This is a genomic window from Kribbella sp. NBC_00709, from assembly GCF_036226565.1.
Lineage (GTDB): Bacteria > Actinomycetota > Actinomycetes > Propionibacteriales > Kribbellaceae > Kribbella.
This window is the reverse complement of the sequence record NZ_CP108996.1, coordinates 5,887,148-5,913,466: the sequence shown is the minus strand read 5'-3', so window position 1 is coordinate 5,913,466 and position 26,319 is coordinate 5,887,148. Positions and strand designations below refer to the sequence as shown.

The window sequence follows — 26,319 nt, the reverse complement described above, 5'->3', positions numbered from 1 at the left end:
CAGCCGAGCTATCGTGGCGGACGTCACGCCAGCTGTCCGCTCAGCACGTCGCGCGCCTCGACCAGCGACGGGCCGTACCAGGTGAGATGGCGGCCCGAGATGCAGCGTGCGGGTTTGGCGAACGCCTCCGGACCATCGGTGCGGGAAAAGGCATAAGGCTCGTCCGGGAGCACGACGATGTCGTACTCCGGTAACGCGTCCGGATCGAACCGTGGATAACGCTCGCCGGAATCTCTCAGGATGTTGTCGATGCCGATCCGCGCGAGCAGATCACCCGCGAACGTGTCCCGCCCCAACGCCATCCACGGCCGCCGCCAGATCGGTATCACGGCCCGCCGGCGCATTCCGTCGTACGGCGAACTCCACACTTCGCGCGCTCGCACCAACCACGCGGGCACGTCGCCGACGATCGCCGACAGCATGCGGTCGAGTGAGTCGAGTGATTCGGGGACCGTTGCCGGCGCCGTCACCCACACCGCGATTCCGCGGTCGCGCAACGCGTCGAGATCGGCCGCGCGATTCTCCTCCGCGTTCGCTACGACGACGTCCGGTGCGAGTTCGCCGATGCGGTCGACGTCAGGATTCTTGGTACCGCGAACACGTACGACGTCGAGGTCCGCGGGATGCGTACACCAGTCGGTCGCACCAACGATCAACGACGGATGCGTGACCGCGATCGACTCCGTCAACGACGGCACGATGCTGACCACACGACGTACTTCGGCAGGCAGTTCGATCACGTTGCCGACGTCGTCGTACACGCTGTTCATCGACCCGTTGCACCTCACCTTCGCAGGACGTTGCCGAGGACAACACTCGCCGATCGGGGCACTTCAGGGCAGATTCTGCCGCGTGTCGCCAAGAAATTCTTGAGCGTATCCGGCATGCTCCGGTCACGGCGGAATCCCTTCTGCACAAGGATTTTCGGCATTTGCGCCGCTCTTTGCCGCCAGTTCGCCTTAACCTGTAGACGTTTCGGGTGCTTTACGTGGCGCACAAGTGTTGTCATCATCATGACGACGAGGAATCCACCGTGGTTTTCCTCAGCCGCACCAAGGAGGCAGAGTGCCAGCCAAGAAGGCAGCCGCAGGGAAGGCGACAGCCAAAAAGGCTTCTCCCGCCAAGAAGACTGTCGCGAAGAAGGCCCCGGCGAAGCGGACGACAACCGCGCGCAAGGTCAGCGCAGTAAAGAAGACAGCGACGAAGAAGGTGAGTGCGGCCAAGAAGACCGCCGCTAAGAAGACGGTGGCGAAGAAGGCCCCGGCCAAGAAGACCACCGCCAAGAAGGCCGTAGCGAAGAAGGCCCCGGCGAAGAAGGTCACGGCCCGCAAGACCGTTGCGAAGAAGGCGCCGGCGAAGCGGGCGACCGCTGCCAAGAAGACAACGGCCGCGAAGAAGACGACGGCCAAGCGCACGACCGCCGCCAAGAAGACGACGGCGAAGAAGACCGTCGCGCGCAAGACGGTTGCGAAGAAGGCTCCGGCCCGCAAGACCGCCGCCAAGAAGGTTGCCGCCAAGAAGGCACCGGTGAAGGCCGCTGCCAAGAAGGCACCCGCGAAGCGCGTCGCGGCGAAGAAGACGGCGGTCCGGAAGACCGCCGCGAAGAAGGCCCCGGCCCGTAAGACCGCGGCTCGGCGGGTAGCCCGCTGATCCGGACGTCCGCGCTCGCGCGACGTCCGTCACGACAAACCTGAGGGGCACCACCGGCGTCGGTGGTGCCCCTCGGCATGTGGTCGGTGCGACCTGTCAGTCGTCGTCCCACTTCGGGTCGTTCTCCCAGGCTTCGTTGCGTTCCTGGGCCTTCTCCAGCGCGCGGGCGGCTTCCTCCGGGGAGCTGTACGGGCCCAGCCGGTCGCCCGACTTCGCACCGGAGTACGGCTCGACCTTGCCGGTCTTGGTGTTGTAGTACCACTCGTTGCTGTGATCGTCGCTCATCTGGATGACCACCTCCTGGGAGTCTTGTCGCAGCTGAATAGAATGATCTCACCATGTCGATCCTCACCCCCGGCCACATCTCGCCGCGCCGCGCCGTCCCCGCCTCCATCCCGCGCCCGGAGTACGTCGACAAGCCGGCGCCGACACCGTTCGACGGTTCCTACGTGACGGCGCCCGAACTGCTCGAGAAGATGCGGGTCGCGAGCAAACTCGCCGCGCGGGCGTTGCAGGCCGTCGGCGCGGCGGCCAAGCCAGGCGTGACGACGGACGAGCTGGACGCGGTCGGCCACGAGTACCTGATCGAGCGCGACGCGTACCCGTCGACGCTCGGCTACCGCGGCTACCCGAAGTCGCTGTGCACGTCGGTCAACGAGGTCATCTGCCACGGCATCCCCGACGACCGCCCGCTCGAGAACGGCGACATCGTCAACGTCGACATCACGGCGTACCTCGACGGTGTGCACGGCGACACCAACGCGACGTTCCTGGTCGGCGACGTCGCCGAGGAGAGCCGGCTGCTGGTCGAGCGCACGCTGGAGGCGCTGAACCGCGGCATCAAGGCGGTCAAGCCCGGCCGGCAGGTGAGCATCATCGGCCGCGTGATCGAGTCCTACGCCAAACGCTTCGGGTACGGCGTCGTCCGCGACTTCACCGGCCACGGCATCTCGACGTCGTTCCACTCCGGCCTGATCATCCCGCACTACGACGACGAACGCTTCGACGACGTGATCGAGCCCGGCATGACATTCACCATCGAGCCGATGCTGACGCTGGGCACCTACGAGTACGACCTGTGGGACGACGGCTGGACCGCCACCACCAAGGACAAGTCCCGCACAGCCCAGTTCGAACACACCCTGGTAGTCACCGACACGGGCGCCGAAGTACTCACTCTGCCGTGACGATCACGCAGTACGAGCCCGTGCATCTCGCGGGCATCGTGGCCCTGTGCGAAGCCGAAGGCTGGCCGAGCTTCGGCGCCGACCTCGACCGTGCGCACGCGGTACTCACCGCCCCTGGTGTGACGAGCGTGGTCGCCGTCGACGGAGACGAGGTGATCGGCTTCGCCTACCTGCTCAGCGACGGACACATCGTGGCGTACCTCTCGATGATGGCGGTCCACCACAACCACCGCCGCCGAGGCATCGGCCGCGAACTCATCGAGCACGCCACGCCCCTGACCGGCGCCCAGCGAGTAGACCTGGTGACAGACACCGCTGACGACTTCTACGCATCGTTCGAGCACCGGACGTTCTCAGGCTTCCGCATCTACCCGTAGCCGCTTGGCGCACAACGGTCTGGACCTGATCAAAGGCGAGCCCACTGCACGGGATCAACGACGATCACGGAGCTGGACGAACCACACCCCGAGGCGGCCGGTATTCAGGTCGACGATCGCGGCTTCATCGAGGTCGACGACTACCTGGAAACCTCCACCCCCGGCGTCTCTGCGATGGGGGACGTGAAGGGCGGCGCGGCCTTCACCCACTCGCCGTACGACGGCTACCGCGCTCTTCGCACCAACCTGTGCCGCAGGAGCTTCCGCGGTTGCATCTCCCAACCGTTGCCATCGGCAACCTGCGACGCCAGGCACCGACACACAGGCACGCCACCGGAAGCCCGGTGTCGGGACGCATCCACACCACGACGCGTGCGGCGTGTTCCACCGCTGCCGTCGACCGACCGGTCGCGCGCAGTTCCGCCGCGGCCGACCGCCTCTCCCGCAGCCGCTCGACCCCAACTCCCCTCACCGTCGCGGACGTCTCTCGGGAACGAGATGGTCCTCAGGTACGACGCGGTCCTCGGGCATGAGGTGGTCCTCGGGCATGAGGTGGTCCTCGGGCGCAAGACGTTCCTCGGGTGCGACGCGGTCCTCAGGTACAACTCGGTCCTCGGGCGCGAGGGGGCTCTCGGGTGCGAGGTGGCTCTCGGGTGCTGTGGGTGTTGGATCTGTCGGGGGATCGCCGCGGACGGCGAAGCGGGCGGCCTCTTGCATCGACGCTTCGTCGGCGGACCATCGACTCGGACGCCGCCCCGGACGCCGACTCGAGCGCGGACCGGTACGCCCACTGGTACGCGGAGTCGTGCTCGGAGCCGTGCTCGGAGTCGTGCCCGGAGCCGTGCCCGGAGCCGTGCTCGCGGTCGTGTGCGGAGTGGTGCGTGGCCCGGGCGCGGCTGGGTCTTCGGTGGTGCAAGGGGTCAGTCGCAGGGCCGTGTTTGGCGAAATGAGAGGTGACGCGTTTCGTCTTGGTTGGGGTGGTGGGTCTGCCCAGGTTGGGCGGGAGACCTGGACGGCTCCGTCTGTGATGGTGATGAGCCAGTGGCCGTCGTGGAGGGCTCTGTGGTGGGCTCGGCAGAGGAGGACCAGGTTGTGGATCGCGGTATCGCCGCCGTCGATCCAGGACTGGAGATGATGGGCGTCGCAGTGGATGGGTGGGGCGCCGCAGACCACGCAGCCCTTGTCACGGACGTTCAAGGCTCGGCGCATCGCTCGCGTCACCAGGCGCTCGGCGCGTCCGACGTCGAGAGGTTCGGAGTTCGAGCCGAGCACCAGCGGGATGATCTTCGCGTCGCAGGCCAGCCGGCGGATCGCCGCGGCTGAGAGACCATCGCCGTACACGAGGTCGCCGGTCGCGTCGGCGGCGGCCGACCTCAGGTCTTCGAAGTCGATAGTGACGGTGATGTTCGCCTTCGCGCCGAATCCGGGGACCCAGCTGCCCGGGCCGGCCGCGTCCTCGACCGCACCGTCGAAGGGAGGCACCTCGGCGCCCGCGTCTAAGGGACCGGCACCGGCGGCGGATGGCCTGAAGCCGCCGCCGGCGGCGAGGTCAGCGCCCTCATCCGTGGGAGCAGCACCGGTGGTGGGCGGCTTCGAGCCGGTGTCCTTGGTGGGCGGCCTCGAGCCGGTGTCCTTGGTGGGCTGTTTCGGGCCGGTGTTCGTGGTGGGCGGTTTGAAGCCGCTGTCGGCGGCGGACGCGGCGATCGCCAAGGTGGACGTGAGGGCGTCGGCTTGGCGCTTCTCGCGGGATCGTGGGTCGAGCTCGCCGTCGATGGTCTTGTGCGGGCGGGCGGCGGCGTGGATGCGGGATCGGAGTAGCTCGGCGTTCTCATTGGCGAGGTAGCCGCGGAACTTCACACCATTCTCCGCCTCGATCAGGGTCAGCGATTCGCGGGCGTACGCGGCGTTCTCGTCGGGCTCGGGGCCGTCGGAGTCCAGCAGCTCGCAGATCTGCCTGGCAGCCTTCGACAGCTCTCCAGCGGACAAGTGCCCGGCCAGGTTGACCAACTGTTCCTCCGCGACATCGAGGTCCTCTACCTGAACCCTGGACCGCACCCGCTCCAGCGCCGTCACGATCGCGCTCGCCTGTGCTGGACGCAGCGGCCGGGTCTCGTCGGTCAGGGCTGTCGACACGGCGTCGTACTTAGGCAAACTGCGGGCCAGTTTGAGGTCGCGGTGGGCGTCACGGCGCTCGATGCGGTGGCGCATGGCCAGCAGCTCGGCGGTGTCGCGGGCACCGAGCTCTTCGGCCAGACCGGTCTCGTCGACGCGGGCGATCAGCTGCAGGCGGTAGGTGAGCAACCGGGCGACGGCAGCGTCTACCTGGTCGAGAGTCGGCAGCAGCTCGCTGTCGCTCATCGACCAGACCGGCCGCTCACCCAGAAGTTCCATGCCCACAACGATAGACACACCCACCGACAGTTCTCAAACCAGAATCCCCTTATTTTCAAGGCGATTCAGCTATCCACAAGCAGAAAGATCATCCGTCGCGGAGGCCCAGATCGTGATAGGAGCTGTCTGCGCCTGTACAGCTGCGCTCTCCCGTCTTTTACTGACGAGAGACGCGAGGAGGCTCCCATGGCGTGGAGCGACAACTCGTCTCTGTGGTCCTTCATCGGGTTGGTCGTTCTGGGTGTCGCGGTGTGGTTCGCAGCGGGCCGTCTGCGTGGCGGGCACTCGGTGGGTCCATCGGCTAACGGTGGTCGTCAGCGGTCATGGGCACCTGCTGTTGCGGCCATTGTGTTGGCCTTGGTTGCACCGGTGGTGTTGTGGGCGGCGGCCGGACTGATGACGACGCTGTCGTACTCAGATCCGTCGTTCGATGCGTGGGGCCTTGTGCTTCAGGTTCTTCCTGCGGCACTCGTCAGTGCCGCAGCAGTGCGCTGTGCTCGGACGGGACTCCGTGAGGTGCATGGCCAGACCCCGGGACGTGTGCTGGCGCTCTCGGCGATAGTGCTTGCGTACCTCGTCGCAGGGTTGATGCTCGCGACGGCGCTCGTGGCCTGCGCCGCGATGATGAACGCGGGAGGGTGACAATTAGTTGCCATCAGCAACACCCCGGAACCCGACGCTGTGATAGAGCGCGAGGGCCGCTGCGTTGTTGTCCTCGACTCGTAGGGCGACAGATACGTTCGCGCAGACGCTCAGTAGCAGTCGCGCGATGCCGAGGCGGCGGTGGGAGCGGGCGGTGAAGAGTTCGATGATGAACGGGCAGTCCGGCGTGTCCGGCCAGGGGGCGCGTTCTACGACGAGGAGGGCGCCTACCAGCTGCTCGCCTGACCAGGCGAGTCGGCTGAGGGTCGGGTCGAGTACGCCGTAGCCGCCTTCGAAGCTGAGGGTGATGTCGTCGAGGGCGTCCTGTTCAGTCTCCGCGGCGACGCCCGGCTCGTACGCGTCGAAGTACAGGCGACCGAGGTCGACCGCATCCGCGGCCACCGGCGGGCGCAGTACGACGCCTGGTACGGCGATCGGCTGCGTCGCGCCGGGGTGGCGGATCAGGATCATCGGTTGGATGCGGTCCCGATGAAGGCGCCGAGGTCCGCGGACTGCTGGACGCGGGACTCCTCGTGGACGTACATCATGTGGCCGGCCGGGTAGTACTTCGTCTCGATGTTGCCGGTCAGCTCGGCTGGGATCTGCAGGCGCGCCAGCGTGTGCTCGGTGGCGAAGTACGGCGTCGCACCGTCGTAGTGCCCGGACGCGACGTACACCTTCAGGTGCGGGTTGACGCGCATCGCCTCGGCGAGCTTCTCCGCGACCGTGATCTGCTGGCCCTCGAACTCCTTGTACGACCAGTTCTTGGCGGCGTCCATGTTCAGCACCTCGTACGGCAGGTCGTTCTCGTATCCGAGCTCGACGCGGACGTAGTGGTTGAGCGCCGCGGCGTACGGACCGGTGATCGCGTTCATCGACGGGTCGCGGTCCGGTGTCTCCGAGCCGTAGTCGGCGTTCCAGCCGGTGAAGCGGCCGTCGATACGGCCGACGGTCTGCCGCCGGGAGCGGAGCAGTTCACCGAAGAAGCGCATGTGCTCGATCCGCAGGTTCACCCGGTCGATGTAGTCCTCGCTGAGTCCGGTCAGCGCGGCCAGGCGGGTGACGACCTCCGCGCGGTAGTCCGCCGGGATCCGGTTGCCCTGGGCAAGCGCATTCGGGTACCGCCCGGCCGCGAACCGCTCCGCCTCGGCGAGCAGGTCCTCGAGCGACTGGTCCTCGATCACCCCGTGGTAGTGCGCGATCGCGGCGTACGTCGGCAGGAAGAGCGTGTACGGCAGGTCGTTGCCCGGCGTGAAGTCGAGCGTGCCGAACTCCAGCACGACCGAGATCAGCATGACGCCGTTCAGGTACATCCCGTACCGCTGCTGCAGGTGTGCGGCCAGTCCGGCGGCGCGCGTCGTACCGTACGACTCGCCGGCCAGGAACTTCGGTGACATCCAGCGCCCGTTCCGCGAGGTCCACAGCCGGATCACCTCACCGACCGACTCCAGATCACGGGTGAACCCGTGGTAGTCCCCCGGCTTCTCCCCCTCGACCGCCCGCGAGAACCCCGTCGACACCGGGTCGATGAACACGACGTCGCTGTACTTGAGCAGCGTCTCGGCGTTGTCGACGATCGAGTACGGCGGGGGCGCGAGCTCACCCACGTCGCCGGAGACCACGCGCCGCGGGCCGAGCAGCCCGAGGTGCAGCCAGATGCTCGACGAACCGGGGCCGCCGTTGAACGCGAACGTCACCGGTCGATCCGCGGCGTCGGCGTCGTCCAGCGTGTACGCGGTGAGGAACACCTCGGCCTTCGGCTTCAGCCCGTCGAACTTGCCGTCGGTGTACACCTCCTCCCGGAGCACGATCCGCCCGGTCGTCGCGGTGTACCGCAACTCCTGCCCGTCGACCGTGACCGTGTGCTGCGATGTCACCAGGTCGTCGACCGGGGTGGCGGGCTTGGATTCGGTCTCGGTCTGCTCCTCGTTCGCCATGTCGAGCACCCTAATCCACGGCGGCAATCGCTAGCCTTGGGTTTATGGCGACGATTCTGCACATCGCGTTCGTGGAGCAGTGGGAGGCCGCGGTCGAGGCCGGATGCTACCGGTGGTCGACCCGCGGCAAGAGCCTCGACGACGGCGCCACGTTCATCCACGCATCCCGGCCCGAGCAGGTCGCGCTGGTGGCCAACTTCGTGTACGACGACGTGGACGAGCCGCTGTGCCTGCTGGTGATCGACACCGGGCGGCTGGTGTCCGCCCTGTGCGAGGAGCCCGTGGGCGAGCAGTTGTTCCCGCACATCTACGGGCCGCTGAACCTCGACGCGGTCGTCGATGTACGCCCGTACGAGCGCGGCTCCGACGGCCGATGGCCCGCGGTCTCGCCGCAAGCCGTATCCTGAGGGGACGGAACGGGTCGGTCGGGCGATCGCGTCGTCCGCGCAAGCGGGCGCCGAGGAAAGTCCGGACTCCACAGGGCAGCGTGGTGGGTAACGCCCACCCGGGGTAACCCGCGGGACAGTGCCACAGAGAACAGACCGCCAGCGGCTCCGATGAACCCCGTGGTTCATGGGAGTGCGGGTGAGGGTGAAACGGTGGTGTAAGAGACCACCAGCTCCGCAGGTGACTGCGGAGGCTCGGTAAACCCCACGTGGAGCAAGGCCAAGAAGGGCGGTGGGCAACCACCACCCGCGCGAGCGTTCGAGGGCGGCCCGCCCGAGCTCGCGGGTAGGCTGCTGGAGGTGCCCGGCAACGGTCACCGTAGATGGATGATCGCCACCACAGAATCCGGCTTACAGACCGGCCCGTTCCCGCACCGGCGACCCCTCCCCCGCAGGTCGATCGGGCCGCCGCGATCGTGCGAGCGGTCAGTGGCAGTGGTCGTCCGTAGGGTCGAGGCTTCGGCCTGCGGGCTTTTCCCAGGGTTCTTGGCGGCCTAGGGCGGTCAGGTCGAGGGCGGTGGGGGTGAAGGTCATGGAGTCGGGGCCGCGGCCGTAGGTGGAGTAGGTGTGGTGGACGGCGTCGCCGACGCGGAGGAAGCAGCTCAGGCCGTGGAGGTCGAAGGGCTGATCCTGCTGGATGAAGTCGTTGCCGGTACGGAGGTCCCAGTCCGCCTTGGTGCGGTAGTTGTACACGAACGGCACGACGGACTCGTCCAGCGTGACCTGGTAGTCGTAGTTGAAGTCGCTCCCGTACGACGAGTACCACGGGAACGCCCACCCGCGCTCGGCCTGATACGCGGCCAGCTTCTCGTACGGCGCCCGGGACACCAGCGCGAACGTCGTGCTCGCGCCGTGGAGGTGTTCCAGTGACCCGATCTCGTCCACGAAGCCGGTGCAGCTCGGGCAGGCGGCGTCCCACTCGGGCGGATACATGATGTGGTAGACGACCAACTGGTTGCGCCCCTCGAACAGGTCCAGCAGACCGGCCGGTCCGTCGGCGCCGGTGAACGCGTACGGCTTGTCGACGAGCACCATCGGCAGCTCCCGGCGCCGGGTGTTCAGCGCATCCCGCTCCTTGGTGAACGCCTTCTCCGCCTCCAGCAGCGCTTCCCGCGCCGCCAGCCACTCGTCCCGCGACACGATCTCGGGCAGGTTCATCACTCTCTCCTCCAGCAAACGACCAGGACACCCGCGACGTCGGAGCCGAACCCGCGAGTTCGACATCGGGCCGCAGGTTCAGTGCGGTCGAGGTCTGGCGATGGACGAGATTTGGTGCGACTGTGCCTCCTGGGGGTCCACGAACTGTTACGAATCAGGGGCACGTGGTCACGGGAGGGGATTCGCACGATGCTGTCTCGAACCAGGAAGTTTGGGGTAGTGGCGCTCGCCGCGCTGCTGGTGGGGGCGATGGTCGGGATAACACCGGCCGCCGCAGCGCCGACAACGAAGAAGGATCTCGGCTACAGCGACAAACAACTCTTGCAGAAGGCGCGGGCCAAGGGCCAGAAGACGGTCACCCTGCTCGTGGCCGCCGAGAAGGGGCAGAGCAACGACGTCGCCCAGCGGGTCGCCAAGCTCGGCGGCACCGTCGAGAAGCGCACCGACTCGATCGGCTACCTGCGCGTCAAGATCAACATCGACAAGGCGGAGGACGTGGCGAACGTCCTGGGCGTCAAGGCCGCCGACGTCGACGAGGTGATTCCGCTCGAGAATCCGCGCCCCGAGGGCACCGTCGACCCGACGCCGCAGCAGCCGCCGAAGGCAACGACTCCGCGGGTCAACCCGTACATGCCGACGGGTGACATCGGTTCGGCGCAGTTCGTCAACGCCCACCCGACCTGGGACGGGCGCGGTACGACGGTCGGCATCCTCGACACCGGCGTCGACCTGAGCCACCCGGCGCTGAACACGACGTCGACCGGTGAGCGGAAGATCGTCGACTGGGTCACCTACACCGACCCGACGTTCGTCGGCAACACGAACGCCGACAACGACCCGACGTGGATCCAGATGAACACCACGGTCGACGGCAGCACGGTCGGCCTGCCCGGCGAGGGCCCCGTCCAGACCGGCACCTTCAACGAACGCGACCCGCGCCTCGGTGGCGAGCTCGGCAACGACGTCAACCGCGACGGCAACCCGGCCGGCTCGAGCGGGACGTTCGGCGTCGCCTGGAACAAGACCACCGGCAGGGTCTGGGTCGACACGAACCAGAACGGCACGTTCGCCGACAACCCGGCGATGACCGACTACAAGGTCAACTACGACGTCGGGACGTTCGGGACGGACAACCCGGCCACGCCGATCAAGGAATCGATGCCGTTCGTCGTACAGACCGATCCGGCCGACAATGTCGTGAACATCGGCATCGTCTCCGGCGCGCACGGTTCGCACGTCGCGGGCATCGTGGCCGGTAACCAGCTCCTGGGCGGAAAGATGAGCGGTGCCGCACCGGGCGCCAAGCTGGTGTCGGTCCGGGTCTGCCTGTTCATCGCCGGGTGCACGAACCACGCACTGCTCGAGGGCATGATCTACGCGGTCACCCAGGCACACGTGAACGTGATCAACATGTCGATCGGCGGCCTGCCGGCGCTGAACGACGGCAACAACGCCCGCGCCGAGCTGTACAACTCGTTGATCGAGACGTACGGCGTCCAGATGTTCTTCTCCGCCGGTAACAGCGGACCGGGTATGAACACGATCGGCGACCCCGCGGTGGCGTCGAAGGTCGTGAGCGTCGGTTCGTACATCACCAGCGCCAGCTGGCTGGCGAACTACGGCTCGAAGACCGGTCCGGCCGAGAACCTGCACCCGTTCTCGTCCCGCGGTCCGGCCGAGGACGGCGCTCTCAAGCCGGAGATCGTCGCACCGGGCTCGGCCATCTCGGCCGTCCCGACCTGGCAACCAGGGCAGCCGGTCGTCGGCACGTACACCCTGCCGCCGGGCTACGGCATGTTCCAGGGCACGTCGATGGCCTCGCCGCAGATGGCCGGAGCAGCTGCGTTGCTGCTCAGCGCCGCACAGGCCAACGGGACGTCGGTCACGCCGGCGCAACTGCGCAAGTCGCTGTTCTCGTCGGCACGGTTCCTGACCGACTACAGCGCCTACGAGCAGGGCAACGGCCTCGCCAACGTCGGCGCCGCGTGGAACCTGCTGAAGAAGAGCCCGCGGACGGACACGATCACCGCCGCGGTCCCGGTCAGCACAGCGCTGTCCGCCTTCCTCAAGACACCGGGTATCGGCACCGGCATCAACGACCGCGAGGGCGTGGTCCTCGGCACCCAGTACACCCGCACGTACACGTTGCGGCGTACCTCGGGACCGGCCGGCACCGTGAAGTACAACCTGTCGTGGCTCAGCGGGGACGGCACCTTCGTCACCGCCGGCAACGTCAAGCTGCCGCTCAACACCGACGTGTCGCTACCGGTCCTGGTCAAGGCCAAGTCCGTCGGCGCACATTCGGCGCTGCTGCAGTTCGACGACACCAGTTCGCCGGGGATCGAGTTCCAGACCCTGAACACGATCGTGGTGCCGTACGGCCTGACACAGGCGACGCCGTCGAAGACGGTCAGCGGCAAGATCGGCCGCAACCAGACGACGAGCTACTTCTTCCAGGTACCGGCGGGCGTGGCGGCGTTCAAGGTCGATCTGTCGGGTCCGAACAGCACACCCGGCACCGGCCAGGCGCGATTCCTCCGGTTCAGCCCGTACGGCGTACCGAGCGAGAGCGCCGAGACCAACAGCCTGTACTGCTACAGCCCACCGGTTGCCGGCGGGACCTGTGGCGGAGATCCACTCAGCCGCACGGTCAGCAACCCGCAGCCGGGCGTCTGGGAGATCACGGTCGAGGCCAGGCGTACGTCGGACCTCCTCAACACGCCGTACACGCTGTCGGCATCGCTGCTCGGTGTCGCGATCTCGCCGAACCCGGACGTGATCGCCAGCGGCACCCTCGGACAGCCGATTGCTCGTTCGTACACGCTGACGAACCAGCAAGGTGCCTTCACCGGAAAGGCCGTAGGCACTGCGCTGGGCAGCGCCAAGCTGTCCACTCCGACGATTGCCGACGCCGCACAGCAGCAGTTCCAGGTGAGCGTCACGCCCGGTACGACGTCGCTCCGGGCCGCGATCGGCGGCGCGAGTGACATCAAGGCGGACCTCGACCTGTTCGCATACAACTGCACGACCGGCACCTGTGTGCTGGCTGCGCAGAGTGCGGGCAGTACCGCCGAGGAGGCGCTCACGGTGAACAACCCTGCGGTGGGCGTGTGGGTCGTGCTCGTCGACGGGTTCGCCGTGCCGTCGGGTACGACGACGTACAACTACCGCGACGTGATCAGTAATGCGGCGTACGGCTCGATCGCCGTGACGGACGCCAACGCGTTGCGGGCCACAGGCGCGCAGTGGACCGTCCCGGCGTTGGTGACCCCGGGCGCGGTGCCCGCTGCAGGACGGGTCCTGTACGGCAACGTGGAGGCCCGGACGGATGCGAACGTTCTCATCGGTCAAGGGGACGTGATCATCCAGTCCGTCAGCTGAGCAATCCGGCCACCGGCCCACGCGTGCTGCGGTACGCGTGGGTCGGAGCCCGGTTCGACCCGCAGGCGATGAGAAACTGAACGCATGCGCAGACGGGTGCGGACCGGGATCGTGATCCTGCTGCTGATCGTCCTGCTCGGTGGAGCCGGGTACGTCGGCTGGGTGCTGGTACAGCGGTCCGAACCGGTATCGCTGCCGGAGCCGACCGGGACCTACCAGGTCGGCCGGCGGACGTTCGAATGGACCGACACGCCGCGCCGCGACCCGTACACGAACGGTCCGCGGAAGCTCGCGGTCTGGCTCTGGTACCCGGTCGCCAAGGACACCACCGGCCGCCGCGTGCAGTACGCACCGGGTCAGTGGAGCGGGCTGCACCTCAAGTCACCGGTCTCGCTCTTCCAAGGACCGTTCGACACCCTCCAGGACCGCGCCCTCGACCGGGTCGCCGTCGCGCCGGGCCGGTTCCCGGTCGTCGTGCTGATGCCCGGCATGGGCCTGTCCGCTCCGATGTACGCCACCCTCGCCGAGGATCTCGCAAGTCACGGGTACCTCGTCGCGGGCGTCACGCCGACGTACAGCGCGAACCTCACCGTCCTCGGCGGGCAGACCATCGAGAGCAAACCGGAAGCGAACCCGCCGAACCTCGGCGACAGCACCGAGGGCTCCCAACAGGTCGGCGACCACCTCGTCACCGTCTGGGCGGCCGACGCGCGCTTCGCCGCCGGCATGGTCACGAAGGAGCTCCCGAACTCCGTCGAGCCCACGATCGGACCGTCGTACGTCGGCCACTCGTTCGGCGGCGCCGCGTCGCTCGAGGCGTGCCGGCAGGATCAACGGTGCGCGGCCGCGGTCGACCTGGACGGCAGTCAGTTCGGCGACGTGGTGACGAAGGGCGTCAAGGCGCCGTTCATGCTGCTCGGCGCGGACGACTCGTGCATCACCAGCGTGTGCGGTCCGGACGCCAAGAACGACACGGACCGCAACCGCGCACTGTCGTTGCTGAAGGCAAGCAATGGCGCGTCGTGGTGCGCCACCGTTCCCGGCAGCAGGCATTTCAACTTCACCGACTACGGCGTCTACTACCTGGCCTACCCGCTGCGGAGGTTCCTGCCACTCGGCAGCGTCGGCCCGCGCCACGCCCTCACCGTCACGAACGGCTACATCAACACCTTCCTGTCGCACGCGATCTACAAGACGCCGTCGCCCGGCGCTCCTGCCTGCCGGACCTAAAGGTCGAGCTCGTAGGTCTGGCCAACCAGTTTGTCGCCCCACATGTCGTGCGGCTCGGTGGCTGTGAGACGGAAGCCGCGAGACAGGTAGATGTGCCGCGCAGCGACCAACGGATCGTTGGTCCACAGCACCATCCGCTTGTAACCGGCCGTGCGTGCGAACGCCAAGCACATGTCGACCAGCTGGGCGCCGAGCTTCAGCCCGCGCGCCGCCGGCGTCACCAGCAGCAGCCGTAGCTGCGCCGTGGTCTCGTCCGGACCGCGCACGCAGAAGATGCTGCCCGCCCGTTCCCCGTCCACCTCGGCGATCCACGCCGCCTCACGCTCGTCGTCGTGGTCGGTCGCGTACGCCGCCACGATCTGCGCGATGAGCGTCTCGTACGACGAACTCCAGCCGTACTCGGCCGCATAGATCTCCGCGTGTAATTGCACTACCCAGCCGAGATCGCCCGGCTGCCCCAGCTTTCTGATCATTCGTCCACCCGATCTACTGACACGACTGTTTCAGTAAGAGATACTAGCCGGGTGCCAACCACAAAGACAGTGCCAATTTCGAAAGCGGGGCCGTCCGCACGCCAGCAAGAACTGCTGGAGCGCGCGTACGCGTACTCGCTGACGCACGGGCTGGCCGACCTGTCGCTGCGCCCGCTGGCGACCGCGATCGGGTCCAGCCCGCGGGTGCTGCTGTTCCTGTTCGACAGCAAGGACGGCCTGATCCGGGCGCTGCTCGCCCGGGCCCGCGCCGACGAGCTCGAGCTCCTTCGCCGGATCCAGCAGCGGCACGACGTGCCGCCTGAGCTGACCGTGATCGCGCGGGAGCTGTGGACCTGGATGTCCGCTCCGGAGCGGCGGCCGTTGATGACGTTCTGGGTCGAGGCGTACGGGCGGTCGCTGGTCGCGCCCGAGGGTCCGTGGGCGGACTTCGCCCGCTCGACGGTCGACGACTGGCTCGAGTTGCTCAAGGCAACGCAGCCGGAGCCGGACGCGGCGCGGCGTACCGGGGTGCTGGCGATGCTCCGTGGCGCGCTGATCGACCTGCTCGCGACCGGCGACCTGGAGCGAACGACTGCCGCCCTCGAGGATTACCTAGCCGACTAGCTCGAAGGACACCGTGCGCTTGGCGATGTCGGCCTCGACGAGCTTGACGCGGACCTGCTTGCCGAGCGGCAGCGCCGTCCCGGTGACCCGGCCTTCGATCGCGACCGTCGTCAGCGCGACGATGCCGCGGCTGTTCTCCCGCTCGTCGACGTCGGTGATGACCCCGTCGAACTCGGATCCGACCTGATCCGCGACCAGGCCTGCCTCGACCATGCTGACGATCGACCGCTCGTACGCGTGCGCGCGCCGGTCCGCGTCGTCCATCATCTTCGGGATCTCGTCCATCGACTCGCGCACCCACGCCGGCACCTCAGTACCCGCCGAGAGCGCGACGCAGATCTCGCTGGTCCACCGGTCCACCAGCCGCCGCAGCGGCGCGGTGACATGCGCGTACTCCGCCTTCATCGCGGCATGCTGCGGCGATGCGGGCACGCTCCCGGCGAACGCGACGTACCCGGCGCCGCGGAACAGCACCGTGCAGGCCGCGAGCATCGCCGCGTGCGCCGGCACCTTCGGGTCGAGCCCGTGGATGAACTCGGCGTACGTCGCCTCCTCCGCCCAGACGATCCCCAGCGCCTTGGCGGTGTTGCCGAGCTTGCGGCGTAGATCGTCGTGCGACTCGGGCAGCGTCCGCAGGATGCCGATCCTGCCCTTCATCATCAGCTCCGCGGCGGCCATCCCGGTGAGCAGCGAGATCTGCGCGTTCCAGCCCTCGACCGGCAGCGGCGCGCGGAACTCCAGGCCCCAGCCGTGGTTGGAGGTGATGACCTCCTGGTCCGGGATCGGCAGGTTCACGCCGCCGCGGGCCAGCTCGCGCTGCTCGCGCAGCTTCCCGACCTCGCGCAGCAGCTGCAACGACTCCGACGCCGTACCCGCGTCGAGATCCTTCTGTACGCCGGCGTAGTTGAGCTTGGCCCGCGACTTCACCAGCGCCCGCTCACACGTGACGCCCGTGCCCTCGCCGGTCGCGTCGACCGTGATCGTCCACAGCAGCGCGGGACGAACCTGGTCGGGCAGCAACGAGGCCTCGTCCTCGGACAGCTCCGGCGGGTGCAGCGGCGTGCGCTTGTCCGGCGCGTACAGCGTCTCGCCGCGCTTGCGGGCTTCCACGTCGATCGAGTCGCCGGCCTGGACGAACGCGGCGACGTCGGCGATCGCGTAGTACACCGTGTAGCCGTCACCGGTTCGCTCGATGTGCAGCGCCTGGTCGAGGTCCATCGAGTCCGGCGGGTCGATCGTGACGAACTCGAGGTCCGTCCGGTCGAGCTCCGGCAGCCGCACGTTCCGCGCCGCTGCCACCGCCGCGGCAGTCACCTCCGGCGGGAAGTCGGCCGGGACCTCCTGCTCCCGACGGATGTCCTGCAACGACGCCCGGAACACCTCCGGAACATCCTCGGCGAAGTGAACTCTCTGCAGCGGCATGGAGTCAGAGTAGCGACGGCTGCAGGTTGAAGGAGCGGAGCGACGCCAGGCCGTCGGCGTACCAGTGGATCTCGGTCAGGGTCGCCGGGCGCATTTCCATCCGGAACATCGACGACATCGGGGCCTGCAGCACCGATCGGACCATCAGCTTGATCGGCGTCACGTGGCTCACCACGACGACGGTCTTGCCGGGGTGCCGGGCGAGCAACCCGTCCCGCGCCGACCGCGCCCGCCGCGCACACGCGTCGAAAGACTCACCGCCGGGCGGCGCGACGCTCGTCGAGTCCAGCCAGGCATTCAGCGCGTCCGGCCACTTCTGCTGCACCTCGGCGTACGTGTGCCCGTCCCAGTCGCCGAACGAGCACTCGATCCAGCCCTCGTCGACGATCGGCTCAAGCCCGAGCTTCGTGGCCACCGCGTCGGCCGTCTGCCGTGCCCGCACCATCGGCGACGTCACCAGCGCGTCGACCCCGCCGATCCGGGCCAGGTACTCCGCCGCTGCCGCGGCCTGCGCGCGACCGGTGTCGCTCAATGCCGGGTCGTCGCCACCGGCGCCGGAGAATCGCTTCTCCGCCGTGTGCGGCGTCTCGCCGTGCCGCAGGAAGATCAGCTGCGTCGGCGGCTCGGCCTGCGCACCCCAGCCCTGCAACGCCTTCTGCAGATCCGACGGCTCCTGCACCGCAGCCGGCCCTGGTCCCGCGGCCTCGGGCTGCAGCGGGATCGGCACGCCGTCGAGCGCGTTGTTCGCGAGGGCGTCGGCTGCCGAGTTCTGTGCGCGCGGCACCCAGGTCCACTCGGTCCCGAACGGCGCCAGGCCTTGCGCCTTGATGGCCAGCGGCTTCAGGTCCGGGTGCTTGATCTTCCACCGGCCGGCCATCTGCTCGATGACCAGTTTGGAGTCCATCCGCACCTCGATCGAGGCATCCGGCGCGTACTCCGCGGCGAGCTGGAGTCCCGCGACGAGCCCGGAGTACTCCGCGACGTTGTTGGTCGCGATCCCGAGCGTCTTCCCCTGCTGTGCGATCACCTGCCCGGTCGCCGGGTCCCGCACCAGGGCGCCGTACGCCGCCGGTCCCGGGTTGCCCCGCGATCCACCGTCAGCTTCGACGATGACGTGTGCGAAGCTCATCCACGTCCTCGCTTCGCTCCGGGCGCGGATGAGGCACAAATCGCACTGTGCTTGATGATGAACTCGCTCCGCTCGTTCATACCTTGCTCTCCGACGTACGGACGAGGATCCGGCCGCACTCTTCGCAGCGCAGTACGGCGTCCGGCGCGGCGGCGTTGATCGCTTTGAGGTCGGACGGCGCGAGCTCCATCCGGCAGCCCATGCAGCGCTTGCCGACCAGCGGGGCGGCGCCGATCCCGCCGTTGTGCTCACGCAGCCGCTGGTACTGCGTGACCAGGGCCTCCGGAAGCTCGGCAAGGACGGTCGTCCGCTTGTCCCCCACCTGCGCCCGCTGCTCGTCGAGCTCCTTGAGGGCCGCGTCGCGGGTGGTCTCCAGCTCGGACTGCCGGTCGGCGAACGCCTCGGCCCGGGTCCGCAGGTCGGCCTGCACCACCTCGGCGGCCTCGAGCTTCTCCATCACCTCGAGCTCGGAGTCCTCCAGGTCGGAGATCCGCCGGTCGAGCGAGCCGATCTCGTGCTGCAGGTTCTCCAGGTCGCGCGGCGAGGTGACCTGACCGGAGTCGATCCGCTGCTGGTTGCGCGTCTTGCGCTGGCGCACCTGCTCGACATCGGAGTCGGCCTTCTTCTGCTCCCGCTGCAGGTCGCTGACCTCGGTGTCGGCGGTGACCAACTCGCGGTCGACCACGGACTTCTCGGCGGCCAGGTCCTTGAGCGCCTGGTGCTCGGGCAACGACGCGCGCTTGTGCGCGACCTGGTCCAGCTGCAGGTCGAGATCCTGCAGGTCCAGCAACCTGCTTTGGACGGCGGGCTCGGCGTTCAGAGTCGGCTCCTTAGATCGTGGCGGCGCTCAGATCCGCAAGGTCCATGCGTCCGTGCAAAGTGTTGAGATGTGAGTGTCCACGGTACTGCCTTGCGCCGCGAGACCCGCGAGCAGGAGCCGCTCGGCATCCGCGAGCCACGGCCACTCACTGGCCCAGTGCGCGACGTCGACCAGCGCAGGGTCGCCGTACGCGCGTGCCTCGGTGGCGGGATGGTGCCGGAGGTCAGCGGTGAGGTAGGCATCCACGCCCGCAGCCCGGACCCGCTCGAACTCCGAGTCGCCCGCTCCCCCGACCACCGCGACGGTCTCGATCACCCGGTCCAGGTCACCGGAGACCCGGACGCCGTGCTCGGTCCGGGGCAGGCTCTCCGCGACCAGCCGGCCGAAGTCGGCCAGCGGCAACGGCTCCGCGAGTACGCCGATCCGCCCGCCGCCTCGCTCACTCGGCAGCTCGGCCAGCTCATAGACGTCGTACGCCGGTTCCTCGTAGGAGTGCGCCGCGATCAGGGCCTCGACGACCGCACGGCGCTTGCGGCGCGGCAGGATCATCTCGACGCGGTTCTCCTGGACGACCTCGATGTCGCCGACGCTGCCGATCGTCGGGTTCGCGCCTTCGAGCGGCCGGAACGTCCCCTCGCCGGCACCGCTCCAGGCGGCCCGCTCGTAGTCGCCGATCTGTCCGGCGCCGGCCTTCGCCAGCGCGTCCAGCATCGCCTGCGTCTCCTCGACCGGAACGAACACGACCACCTTGTCCATCGGGTCGGCCACCATCGCCTTCAACGGTCGCGTGTCCTGCAATCCGATCGCGGCGGCGAGGGCGTCACTCACGCCCGGGTTGGCGTTGTCGGCGTTGGTGTGACAGACCTGCAGCGCGACTCCGGCGCGGATCAGGTCGTGGATCACGCGGCCCTTCGGCGTGGTGGTCGCGACGCTGTTCACCCCGCGCAGCAGCAACGGGTGATGCGTGACGAGCAGATCGAACCCGCCCTCGATAGCTTCGTCGACCACGGCCCGCATCGGATCGACGGCGAACAACACCCGCCGTACCTCTTGCTCCGGATCTCCGGTCACCAGCCCGACCGCGTCCCAGGACTCCGACCAGGCAGGGTTGTAGAGCCGATCGAGAACCGCGATCACATCCGCAAGCGTCGTCACGGCGCCTATCCTGACACTTGCTGCATGCAGCGCTGGATCGTGACAGGGCTGGACTGTGACGGGGGCAGCCGCCCGGTGCCCCCGCCACAACCAGTTCCGCCGGTACGGGCGTGGCGGTGCGACCGCCCCGCCGCATCCACCACGTCGCCCGCTCCGGCGGGTCGTCCCGGTCACAGGGGGATGGCCGTCGGCAGACGCCGACGGCTTGACCGGAACGAGTCTTCGGAACCTGCCTAGATCAACCAGGCAGTTGTGGCGCTCGGCAGCTTGTCGCCCTCGAGCGGACCGCTGGACAGCACGACGGCGGCGTCCGGCAGCTCGACCGGGGCCTGGCCGAAGTTCGTGACGCACTGCCAGCCGCCGGGCCGGGTGAAGTGCAGGACCCAGTCCGTCGCGTCGACCCAGGTCAGCGAGTTGCCGGTGCGCAGACCACGCCGAACGGCGAGGGCCTTGCGGTACAGGCTCAGCGTCGACTCCTGGTCGCCGTCCTGCGCCTGCACGGAGTACGCACCGAACCACTTCGGCTGCAGCAGGTGGGACCCGCCCGGACCGAACCCGAACGACAGCCCGTCGACGGTCCACGGGATCGGGACCCGGCAGCCGTCACGACCCTTCTCGGCGCCCTTCGAGCGGAAGTACGCCGGGTCCTGCAGGTTCGCGGCCGGCAGCTCGCCGACCTCCTGCAGACCGAGCTCCTCCCCCTGGTACAGGTACGCCGATCCGGGCAGCGCCAGCATCAGCAGCGTCGCGGCGCGGGCCCGGCGCAGGCCGAGCGCGACGTCGACGGTCGGCTCGGTGCCGTTGCTCAGCAGCCAGTCCTTTCCGTCCTGCCAGCCGCCCTTCGGGTTCTTCGGCAGGCCGTAGCGGGTGGCGTGCCGGACGACGTCGTGGTTCGAGAACACCCACGTCGACGACGAGCCGTTCTCCTCGGCGAGCGCGAGGTTCTCCTCGATCACCTTGCGGAACTTGTCGTACTCGAAGTCGGCCTGCAGCAGGTCGAAGTTGAACGCCTGCCCGAGCCCGTCGGCGCTCGCGTACCGGGCCCGGCGGGCGGCCGGTACGAACGCCTCGGCCACGGCCGACCGCGGCGGGTCGTAGGAGTTCAGCAGGTTGCGCCAGTCGCGGTAGATCTCGTGCACGCCGTCCTGGTCCCAGAGCGGGTGCTCGCCGTACGACTCGGACTGCCGCGGCAGCGTCGCCTTCGACGGGAACGGCTCGGACAGGTCCTTCACCAGCGCGTGCGCGACATCGACGCGGAAGCCGTCGACCCCACGGTCCGACCAGAACTTCAGCGTCTCCAGGAAGTCCGCACGGACCTCCGGGTGCTGCCAGTTCAGGTCCGGCTGCTCGGCGGCGAACATGTGCAGGTACCACTGGCCGTCCTCGGTCTTGGCCCAGGCGGACCCGCCGAACACCGAGTCCCAGTCCGACGGCGGCTGGTCGCCCTCGCCGTCGCGGAAGATGTACCGCTCCCGGGCCGGCTCGCCCTTGGCCGCCTCGAGCGCCTCGACGAACCACTCGTGCCGGTTGGAGGTGTGGTTCGGGACGACGTCGACGATGAGCTTGATGCCCTCGGCGTGCAGCGCCTCGATCAGCTGGTCGAAGTCGTCCAGGGTGCCCAGCCGCGGGTCGACGTTGCGGTAGTCGTCCACGTCGTACCCGCCGTCGGCCAGCGCGGACGGGTAGAACGGGCTCAGCCAGACGGCGTCGATCCCCAGCGCCACCAGGTACGGGACTCGACTGATGATGCCCGGCAGGTCCCCGACGCCGTCACCGTTGGCATCGGCGAAGCTGCGCGGGTAGATCTGGTAGACGACGGCCTGCCGCCACCAGTCGGGCTGAGTCTTTTGGGCAGTTTGGGCCGTCTGCGGACTCGTCACGATCGCCTCACTCGGAATCTGTTGGTAACCCAGCGTTTATATATAGGCTCTAAATTTAGAATCTGCATGTATTCTGCGGTCGGTACGACGACGAGGTCAAGGGGCTTTCATGGCGAAACCACCGGCAACGCCGCCCACGGCCACGCCGACGATGTTGCGGCGGGTGAACGCGGGCAAGGTACTGGGCGTGCTCACCCGCGCGCGGGTGATGACAGGAACCGGCCTGATCGAGGCCACCGGCCTGACCCGCGCCACCGTGCACGCGGTCTGCAACGACCTGATCTCGATGGGCTGGGTGGTCGAGCTCGATCCCGGCCGGACCTCGGTCGGACGGCCCTCGCGCCGGTTCGAGTACAACAACCAGGCGGGGTACGTGCTCGGCATCGACATCGGCGCGGCCAAGACGACCGTGCTGGTCTCGGACCTGCGCGGCGAGACGGTCGCCAAGGCCGGGCGGTCCGCGGCGGGCGTGAAGACACCGGCCGAGCGGACCGAGATCGTCCACGAGACAGTGCTCGAGGCGCTCGCGTCCGCCGAGGTGTCGAACGCGCAGGTCCTGGTGGCGGGCGTCGGGGTCGCGGCGCCGGTCGACCGGGACGGGAACATCCTGGTCGACGACGAGTTCTGGCGGCGCTTCGACGCCGACCTGGCGAAGCGGCTGACCGAGCTGCACGGCTGGCCGGTCCTGCTGGAGAACGACGCGAATCTCGCCACCCTCGGCGAACACTGGCGCGGCGAGGCGCGCAACGTCGACGACCTCGTCGTACTGCTGGCCGGTGAGCGGTTCGGGTCCGGGCTGATGGACTCCGGGCGGCTGCTGCACGGCAGCCGCGGCGGCGCCGGCGAGATGGTGTTCCTCAAGCTGATCGAGGGCGTCGGCGATACCCACGGCATCGCCCGGATCGCGCGCGAGGACGGGACGGCGGCCGTTGCCGACCCGGCCGTGGTGACGTCGCTGCGCAAGCTGGCCGACGGCGGCGAGGTGACCGCCGAGCAGGTGTTCAGCGCCGCGGCCGACGGCGATGAAGTTGCCCTAGGCATCCTTCAGGACATCGCCGCCCGGACCGCGCGGGTGGTCGCCACGCTCGGCATCCTGTTCAACCCCGAGCTGGTCGTCCTCGGCGGCGCGGTCGCCGAAGCCGCCGCCGCCCTGCTCCCCGACCTCGAGAAGCACCTGGCCGGCTACACCAGTACGCCGCCCCGCGTCGCCGTCTCGTCGCTCGGCGACGCGATCGTCTCGGTCGGCGCGGTCCGCCACGCCCTGAACTACGTCGAACAACACGCCCTCGACCTCGAGCTCGGCTGCCGCCCGAGCTGAGGCCCGGATCCCCAGGCCATCACAATCGGCGGCCGGTGACGCCGCCACGCTCGAGTGTGCCGGACGCGGGTGATTGTGATGGCGTGGAGATCCGGGGCGCTAGCGGGTCAGCTCTGCTGCGACTGCCTCCAGGACGATCAGGTTGCGGCCGGACGTGGTCGCGGAGGGCGTGCCCTCGGGGATCAGAGCCTGGTCCTCGGGGATGCCGGTGCAGAGCACGAACACGTCGTCGGTGTGCGCCTGCAGAAGGTGACTGAGGGCCTCGCGCATCCACGGTGTGCGTCCGGCGTCCTGGACTGCGATCACCAGCGGGCGGCCTGCGGCGGCTTGGGCGGCCTTGGCGATGTCGTCGTTGCCGGGCTCGGCGGCATTGGTGTCGCGGTGCTCGCCACGCAGTACGACGCCGTCGGCGCCGGGAGCGACGCGGGTGAAGATCTCCGGGAGGCCCGAGAAGTACGGGTTCCAGGCCGGGTGCAGACCCTGGGTGAGGTCGACGACGTACGGCGCCGGGCCGAGCGCGGGGAACGTCTGGCCGGCCAGCACGCGGGCGGCGACCTCGCGGATCGGGGCGCCATCGAGACCCGGCTGGCGGGTGCGCTGACCGAGTGATGCCGCGAGGGCACGGACCCGTGCGGCCGCGTCGGCGACCCGCTCGGCAGGGAGCGTGCCGCTGCGGACGGCATCGGCCACGCGGGCGATGAGGGCCTGCGCGTCGGCGGAACCGACCGCGATCATCGCCAGGTCGGCACCGGCGCCGATCGACGCGACCGCGGCGTCCTCGATCGACCGGTTCTTGGTGATCGCTTGCATCTCGAGCGCGTCGGTGGTGATGACCCCGGTGAAGCCGAGTTCCTCGCGCAGCAGTCCGGTCAGCAGCCGGTGGGACAGGGTCGCGGGCTGGTCGTCGTACGCCGAGAAGACGATGTGGGCGCTCATCACGACGTCGGCGCCCGCGGCGATGGTCGCCCGGAACGGGGCCAGCTCGACGGCCTTGACCTCCTCGATCGAACGGTCGACGCGGGGAAGGTCGGAGTGCGAGTCGACGGCCACGTCGCCGTGGCCCGGGAAATGCTTGGGGCAGGCCGCGATGCCGGCCTTGTGGACGCCCTCGACGAACGCGACGCCGTGCCGCGAGACGACGTCCGCGGTCCGGCCGAACGAGCGGGTCGAGATGATCGGGTTCGCCGGGTTGCTGTTCACGTCCACCGACGGGGCGAGCATCAGGTCGATGCCGAGGCCGGCCAGGGTCGCGGCGGCGTCGCGCGCCGACGCCCGGGTCAGCTCGACGTCGTCCAGGTCGCCGAGCAGGCGCGGCGAGGCGAGCGGCCACGGGTTCGCCGGCGCGAGGTGGCTGAACTCGCCGCCCTCGTGATCGATCGCCACGATCAGATCCGGGCGCTCCGCCCGCAGCGAGGCCGTCAGCGCGGTCACCTGCTCGGCACTCGCCACGTTGCGCGTGAACAGGATGACTGCCCCGAGCCCGTCGGCGACGGCCCGCCGGAGCTCGTCGGTAGCAGTCGTCCCACTGAAGCCGACGACCAGCGAGCCGGCGGCGTCCCGATCCAGTTGATCACTCATTCCCCAACCCTCTCGTGCCGCGCCCCCCGCGCGCCACCCCGGCCCCGCGATGTCGCCGGCCGCTAATCATTAGCCGGCTTCGGAGGGCTGCAGGGGTATCGTTGTCAGGACCTGTCATGGCAGTTAACTGCCGTCTTCCTGCGGGTTTACCATGATTACTTGCATTCACCCCTGTCTGTTCGAGCCGACTACGGATAACGTTGTCTCTCGACCTGACCGCCCTGACCGGGGGGACGATGAGCGACGACACAGCGATGGCGCGGGAGACCGTGCTGGGAATCGACATCGGCGGCACGAAGATGGCCGCCGCTTTGGTGTCCGCCGACGGCACGATTCTCACCGGCGACCGCATCCGCACCCCGGCCGGCGACGCCGACGAGGTGTTCGCCGCGCTCGGTGAGCTGATCGCGCGGGTCCGCGGCGACGTCGTTCCCCTCGCTGTCGGTATCGGCTCCGCCGGTCCCCTCGACCAGCAGCACGGTCTGGTCTCCCCCGTGAACATCGCCGGGTGGCGCAACTTTCCCTTGGTCGATCGGGTCCGGGCGCTGACCGGCGACGTACCCGTGGCCCTCGGGCTCGACGGGCACTGCTTCGCGCTCGGCGAGTTCTGGAGCGGCGCCGGCCGGGACGCCGACACGCTGCTCGGGATCGTGGTGTCGACCGGTGTCGGCGGCGGTCTGGTCGTCGACGGCAAGCCGCTGATCGGGCAGTCCGGCAACGCGGCGCACATCGGCCACGTGGTGGTCGACCAGGACGGCGAGTCGTGCGCCTGCGGGTCGTACGGCTGCGTCGAGGCGTACGCGAGCGGCCCGCGGATGGTCGCCCGCGCGAAGCGGCGCGGCTGGCGGACGGACGAGGACGTGGATGCCGCCGTACTGGCTGCTGACGCCGCGGCCGGTGACGAGCTCGCGCTGGCCATCTTCGACGACGGGGCGCAGGCGCTGGCCGCCGGGATCGTGGCGACCGCGGTCACCGTCGATCTGACCACGGTCGTGATCGGCGGCGGAGTCGCGAAGGCCGGGCCGGTGCTGTTCGACCCGGTGCAGGCCTGGGTGAAGCGGCTCGCACAGCTGCCGTTCGTCGCGGAGCTGACCGTGGAGCCCGCCCAGCTGGACAACGCGGGGCTGCTGGGCGCCGCACACCTGGCGTGGGCCGCCATCGCCTGAACACACAGTTTCTGTCGTGCGGAAAGGCCTATCTCGCGCATCTTTGCGCAATTTTTACGAATATCAGGAATCTCTGTAACGACCACCCCGCTTTGCCCGATTCAAGGGATGGATGGGGTGGGGGCACCGTCATCCACGGACGGTCGAGGGGGGCCTGTGACCGGCCGGAGCGGTTGATCGAGGGGGGCCTTGGGTCAACCGGTACACGTGAGCGGCGGGCGAGGAAACTCTCCCGCCGCAACCGTGTCACCCACAGGTCGGGAACCACCGTGCTGCGGGCGGCGTCCGACCGACTGGTGAGTGATCGATCTGGTGGAGGGACGAGATCGAACGCGGGTTCTGCATCGTGGACGGC

23 protein-coding genes, 1 other RNA gene and 1 pseudogene are annotated in these 26,319 nt (G+C 68.7%); 12 read left to right on the top strand and 13 right to left on the bottom strand.

The window, feature by feature from the left end; genetic code table 11:
• Positions 1-23: 23 nt before the first annotated feature.
• Entirely contained in the window at positions 24-770 is a 747-nt protein-coding gene (locus tag OHA18_RS29085) for a helical backbone metal receptor (protein WP_328998501.1), read from the bottom strand.
• A gap of 295 nt (positions 771-1,065) precedes the next feature.
• On the opposite strand from OHA18_RS29085, the gene OHA18_RS29080 reads away from it, so the two are divergent.
• Positions 1,066-1,650: a histone H1-like repetitive region-containing protein gene (locus OHA18_RS29080; RefSeq protein WP_328998499.1), complete on the top strand. Its 585-nt coding sequence runs from the start codon at positions 1,066-1,068 to the stop codon at positions 1,648-1,650.
• 96 nt (positions 1,651-1,746) lie between these two features.
• Here OHA18_RS29080 and OHA18_RS29075 read toward each other — a convergent pair whose 3' ends face one another.
• Positions 1,747-1,935: a hypothetical protein gene (locus OHA18_RS29075; RefSeq protein ID WP_328998498.1), complete on the bottom strand. Its 189-nt coding sequence runs from the start codon at positions 1,933-1,935 to the stop codon at positions 1,747-1,749.
• A gap of 53 nt (positions 1,936-1,988) precedes the next feature.
• Here OHA18_RS29075 and map point away from each other — a divergent pair, with 53 nt between their 5' ends.
• The 3 genes and pseudogenes from map to OHA18_RS29060 form a co-directional block, all read left to right on the top strand.
• Complete coding sequence (gene map, locus OHA18_RS29070; protein ID WP_328998497.1) at positions 1,989-2,837, top strand: type I methionyl aminopeptidase; 849 nt, start codon at positions 1,989-1,991, stop codon at positions 2,835-2,837.
• The gene (locus tag OHA18_RS29065) at positions 2,834-3,214 is read left to right on the top strand and encodes a GNAT family N-acetyltransferase (RefSeq protein WP_328998496.1); all 381 of its coding nucleotides are present in this window, start codon (positions 2,834-2,836) and stop codon (positions 3,212-3,214) included. Before map ends, OHA18_RS29065 begins: the two co-directional genes overlap by 4 nt.
• A 57-nt stretch (positions 3,215-3,271) precedes the next feature.
• A pseudogene (locus OHA18_RS29060) lies at positions 3,272-3,397 on the top strand (FAD-dependent oxidoreductase); the annotation flags it as partial.
• 285 nt (positions 3,398-3,682) lie between these two features.
• Here OHA18_RS29060 and OHA18_RS29055 read toward each other — a convergent pair.
• Positions 3,683-5,605, bottom strand: coding sequence for an HNH endonuclease signature motif containing protein (locus tag OHA18_RS29055; RefSeq protein WP_328998495.1), 1,923 nt, complete (start codon positions 5,603-5,605; stop codon positions 3,683-3,685).
• Between the two features lie 186 nt (positions 5,606-5,791).
• Here OHA18_RS29055 and OHA18_RS29050 point away from each other — a divergent pair, with 186 nt between their 5' ends.
• Complete coding sequence (locus OHA18_RS29050; RefSeq protein ID WP_328998494.1) at positions 5,792-6,247, top strand: hypothetical protein; 456 nt, start codon at positions 5,792-5,794, stop codon at positions 6,245-6,247.
• A gap of 3 nt (positions 6,248-6,250) precedes the next feature.
• Here the strand turns inward: OHA18_RS29050 and OHA18_RS29045 are convergent, their stop codons facing one another.
• Together OHA18_RS29045 and OHA18_RS29040 are read right to left on the bottom strand one after the other, a co-directional pair.
• A complete protein-coding gene (locus OHA18_RS29045) occupies positions 6,251-6,718 on the bottom strand; it encodes a GNAT family N-acetyltransferase (RefSeq protein WP_328998493.1) in 468 nt (155 codons plus the stop codon).
• On the bottom strand, positions 6,715-8,184 hold the full coding sequence (locus tag OHA18_RS29040; protein ID WP_328998492.1) for a S10 family peptidase: 1,470 nt from the start codon (positions 8,182-8,184) through the stop codon (positions 6,715-6,717). The genes OHA18_RS29045 and OHA18_RS29040 overlap by 4 nt, the downstream gene beginning before the upstream one ends.
• 44 nt (positions 8,185-8,228) lie before the next feature.
• Between OHA18_RS29040 and OHA18_RS29035 the strand changes: the two genes are divergently transcribed.
• Together OHA18_RS29035 and rnpB are read left to right on the top strand one after the other, a co-directional pair.
• Positions 8,229-8,591 carry a DUF952 domain-containing protein gene (locus OHA18_RS29035; protein WP_328998491.1) on the top strand — a complete coding sequence of 121 codons (363 nt, stop codon included), beginning with the start codon at positions 8,229-8,231 and terminating at the stop codon, positions 8,589-8,591.
• Positions 8,592-8,601: 10 nt separating this feature from the next.
• Positions 8,602-9,000: RNase P RNA component class A (gene rnpB / locus OHA18_RS29030), an RNA gene on the top strand.
• A 56-nt stretch (positions 9,001-9,056) separates the two neighbouring features.
• Here the strand turns inward: rnpB and OHA18_RS29025 are convergent.
• The gene (locus OHA18_RS29025; protein ID WP_328998490.1) at positions 9,057-9,788 is read right to left on the bottom strand and encodes a DUF899 domain-containing protein; all 732 of its coding nucleotides are present in this window, start codon (positions 9,786-9,788) and stop codon (positions 9,057-9,059) included.
• Between the two features lie 189 nt (positions 9,789-9,977).
• Between OHA18_RS29025 and OHA18_RS29020 the strand changes: the two genes are divergently transcribed.
• Together OHA18_RS29020 and OHA18_RS29015 are read left to right on the top strand one after the other, a co-directional pair.
• Complete coding sequence (locus OHA18_RS29020) at positions 9,978-13,169, top strand: S8 family serine peptidase (protein WP_328998489.1); 3,192 nt, start codon at positions 9,978-9,980, stop codon at positions 13,167-13,169.
• Between the two features lie 84 nt (positions 13,170-13,253).
• Positions 13,254-14,399 carry an alpha/beta hydrolase gene (locus OHA18_RS29015; RefSeq protein WP_328998488.1) on the top strand — a complete coding sequence of 382 codons (1,146 nt, stop codon included), beginning with the start codon at positions 13,254-13,256 and terminating at the stop codon, positions 14,397-14,399.
• On the opposite strand, the gene OHA18_RS29010 is transcribed toward OHA18_RS29015, so the two are convergent.
• Positions 14,396-14,872, bottom strand: coding sequence for a GNAT family N-acetyltransferase (locus tag OHA18_RS29010; RefSeq protein ID WP_328998487.1), 477 nt, complete (start codon positions 14,870-14,872; stop codon positions 14,396-14,398). The two genes, OHA18_RS29015 and OHA18_RS29010, sit on opposite strands and share 4 nt — an antisense overlap.
• Positions 14,873-14,941: 69 nt before the next feature.
• On the opposite strand from OHA18_RS29010, the gene OHA18_RS29005 reads away from it, so the two are divergent.
• On the top strand, positions 14,942-15,496 hold the full coding sequence (locus OHA18_RS29005) for a TetR/AcrR family transcriptional regulator (RefSeq protein ID WP_328998486.1): 555 nt from the start codon (positions 14,942-14,944) through the stop codon (positions 15,494-15,496).
• Here OHA18_RS29005 and OHA18_RS29000 read toward each other — a convergent pair.
• The 5 genes from OHA18_RS29000 to OHA18_RS28980 all read right to left on the bottom strand — a co-directional run bounded on the left by OHA18_RS29000 (position 15,485) and on the right by OHA18_RS28980 (position 21,902).
• Positions 15,485-16,918 (bottom strand): RNB domain-containing ribonuclease, encoded by a 1,434-nt coding sequence (locus OHA18_RS29000; RefSeq protein WP_328998485.1) that lies wholly within the window; start codon positions 16,916-16,918, stop codon positions 15,485-15,487. The two genes, OHA18_RS29005 and OHA18_RS29000, sit on opposite strands and share 12 nt — an antisense overlap.
• 4 nt (positions 16,919-16,922) lie before the next feature.
• Positions 16,923-18,047, bottom strand: coding sequence for a bifunctional RNase H/acid phosphatase (locus OHA18_RS28995; RefSeq protein WP_328998484.1), 1,125 nt, complete (start codon positions 18,045-18,047; stop codon positions 16,923-16,925).
• A 76-nt stretch (positions 18,048-18,123) separates the two neighbouring features.
• On the bottom strand, positions 18,124-18,837 hold the full coding sequence (locus tag OHA18_RS28990) for a zinc ribbon domain-containing protein (RefSeq protein WP_328998483.1): 714 nt from the start codon (positions 18,835-18,837) through the stop codon (positions 18,124-18,126).
• Between the two features lie 57 nt (positions 18,838-18,894).
• Positions 18,895-20,022, bottom strand: coding sequence for a Nif3-like dinuclear metal center hexameric protein (locus OHA18_RS28985; protein ID WP_328998482.1), 1,128 nt, complete (start codon positions 20,020-20,022; stop codon positions 18,895-18,897).
• 233 nt (positions 20,023-20,255) lie between these two features.
• Positions 20,256-21,902, bottom strand: coding sequence for a glycoside hydrolase family 13 protein (locus tag OHA18_RS28980; RefSeq protein ID WP_328998481.1), 1,647 nt, complete (start codon positions 21,900-21,902; stop codon positions 20,256-20,258).
• Positions 21,903-22,011: 109 nt separating this feature from the next.
• Between OHA18_RS28980 and OHA18_RS28975 the strand changes: the two genes are divergently transcribed.
• A complete protein-coding gene (locus OHA18_RS28975; RefSeq protein ID WP_328998480.1) occupies positions 22,012-23,220 on the top strand; it encodes an ROK family transcriptional regulator in 1,209 nt (402 codons plus the stop codon).
• Between the two features lie 99 nt (positions 23,221-23,319).
• Here the strand turns inward: OHA18_RS28975 and nagZ are convergent, their stop codons facing one another.
• Complete coding sequence (nagZ, locus tag OHA18_RS28970) at positions 23,320-24,798, bottom strand: beta-N-acetylhexosaminidase (RefSeq protein WP_328998479.1); 1,479 nt, start codon at positions 24,796-24,798, stop codon at positions 23,320-23,322.
• Positions 24,799-25,034: 236 nt separating this feature from the next.
• On the opposite strand from nagZ, the gene OHA18_RS28965 reads away from it, so the two are divergent.
• Positions 25,035-25,964, top strand: coding sequence for an ROK family protein (locus tag OHA18_RS28965; protein WP_328998478.1), 930 nt, complete (start codon positions 25,035-25,037; stop codon positions 25,962-25,964).
• The last annotated feature ends 355 nt before the right edge of the window (positions 25,965-26,319 follow it).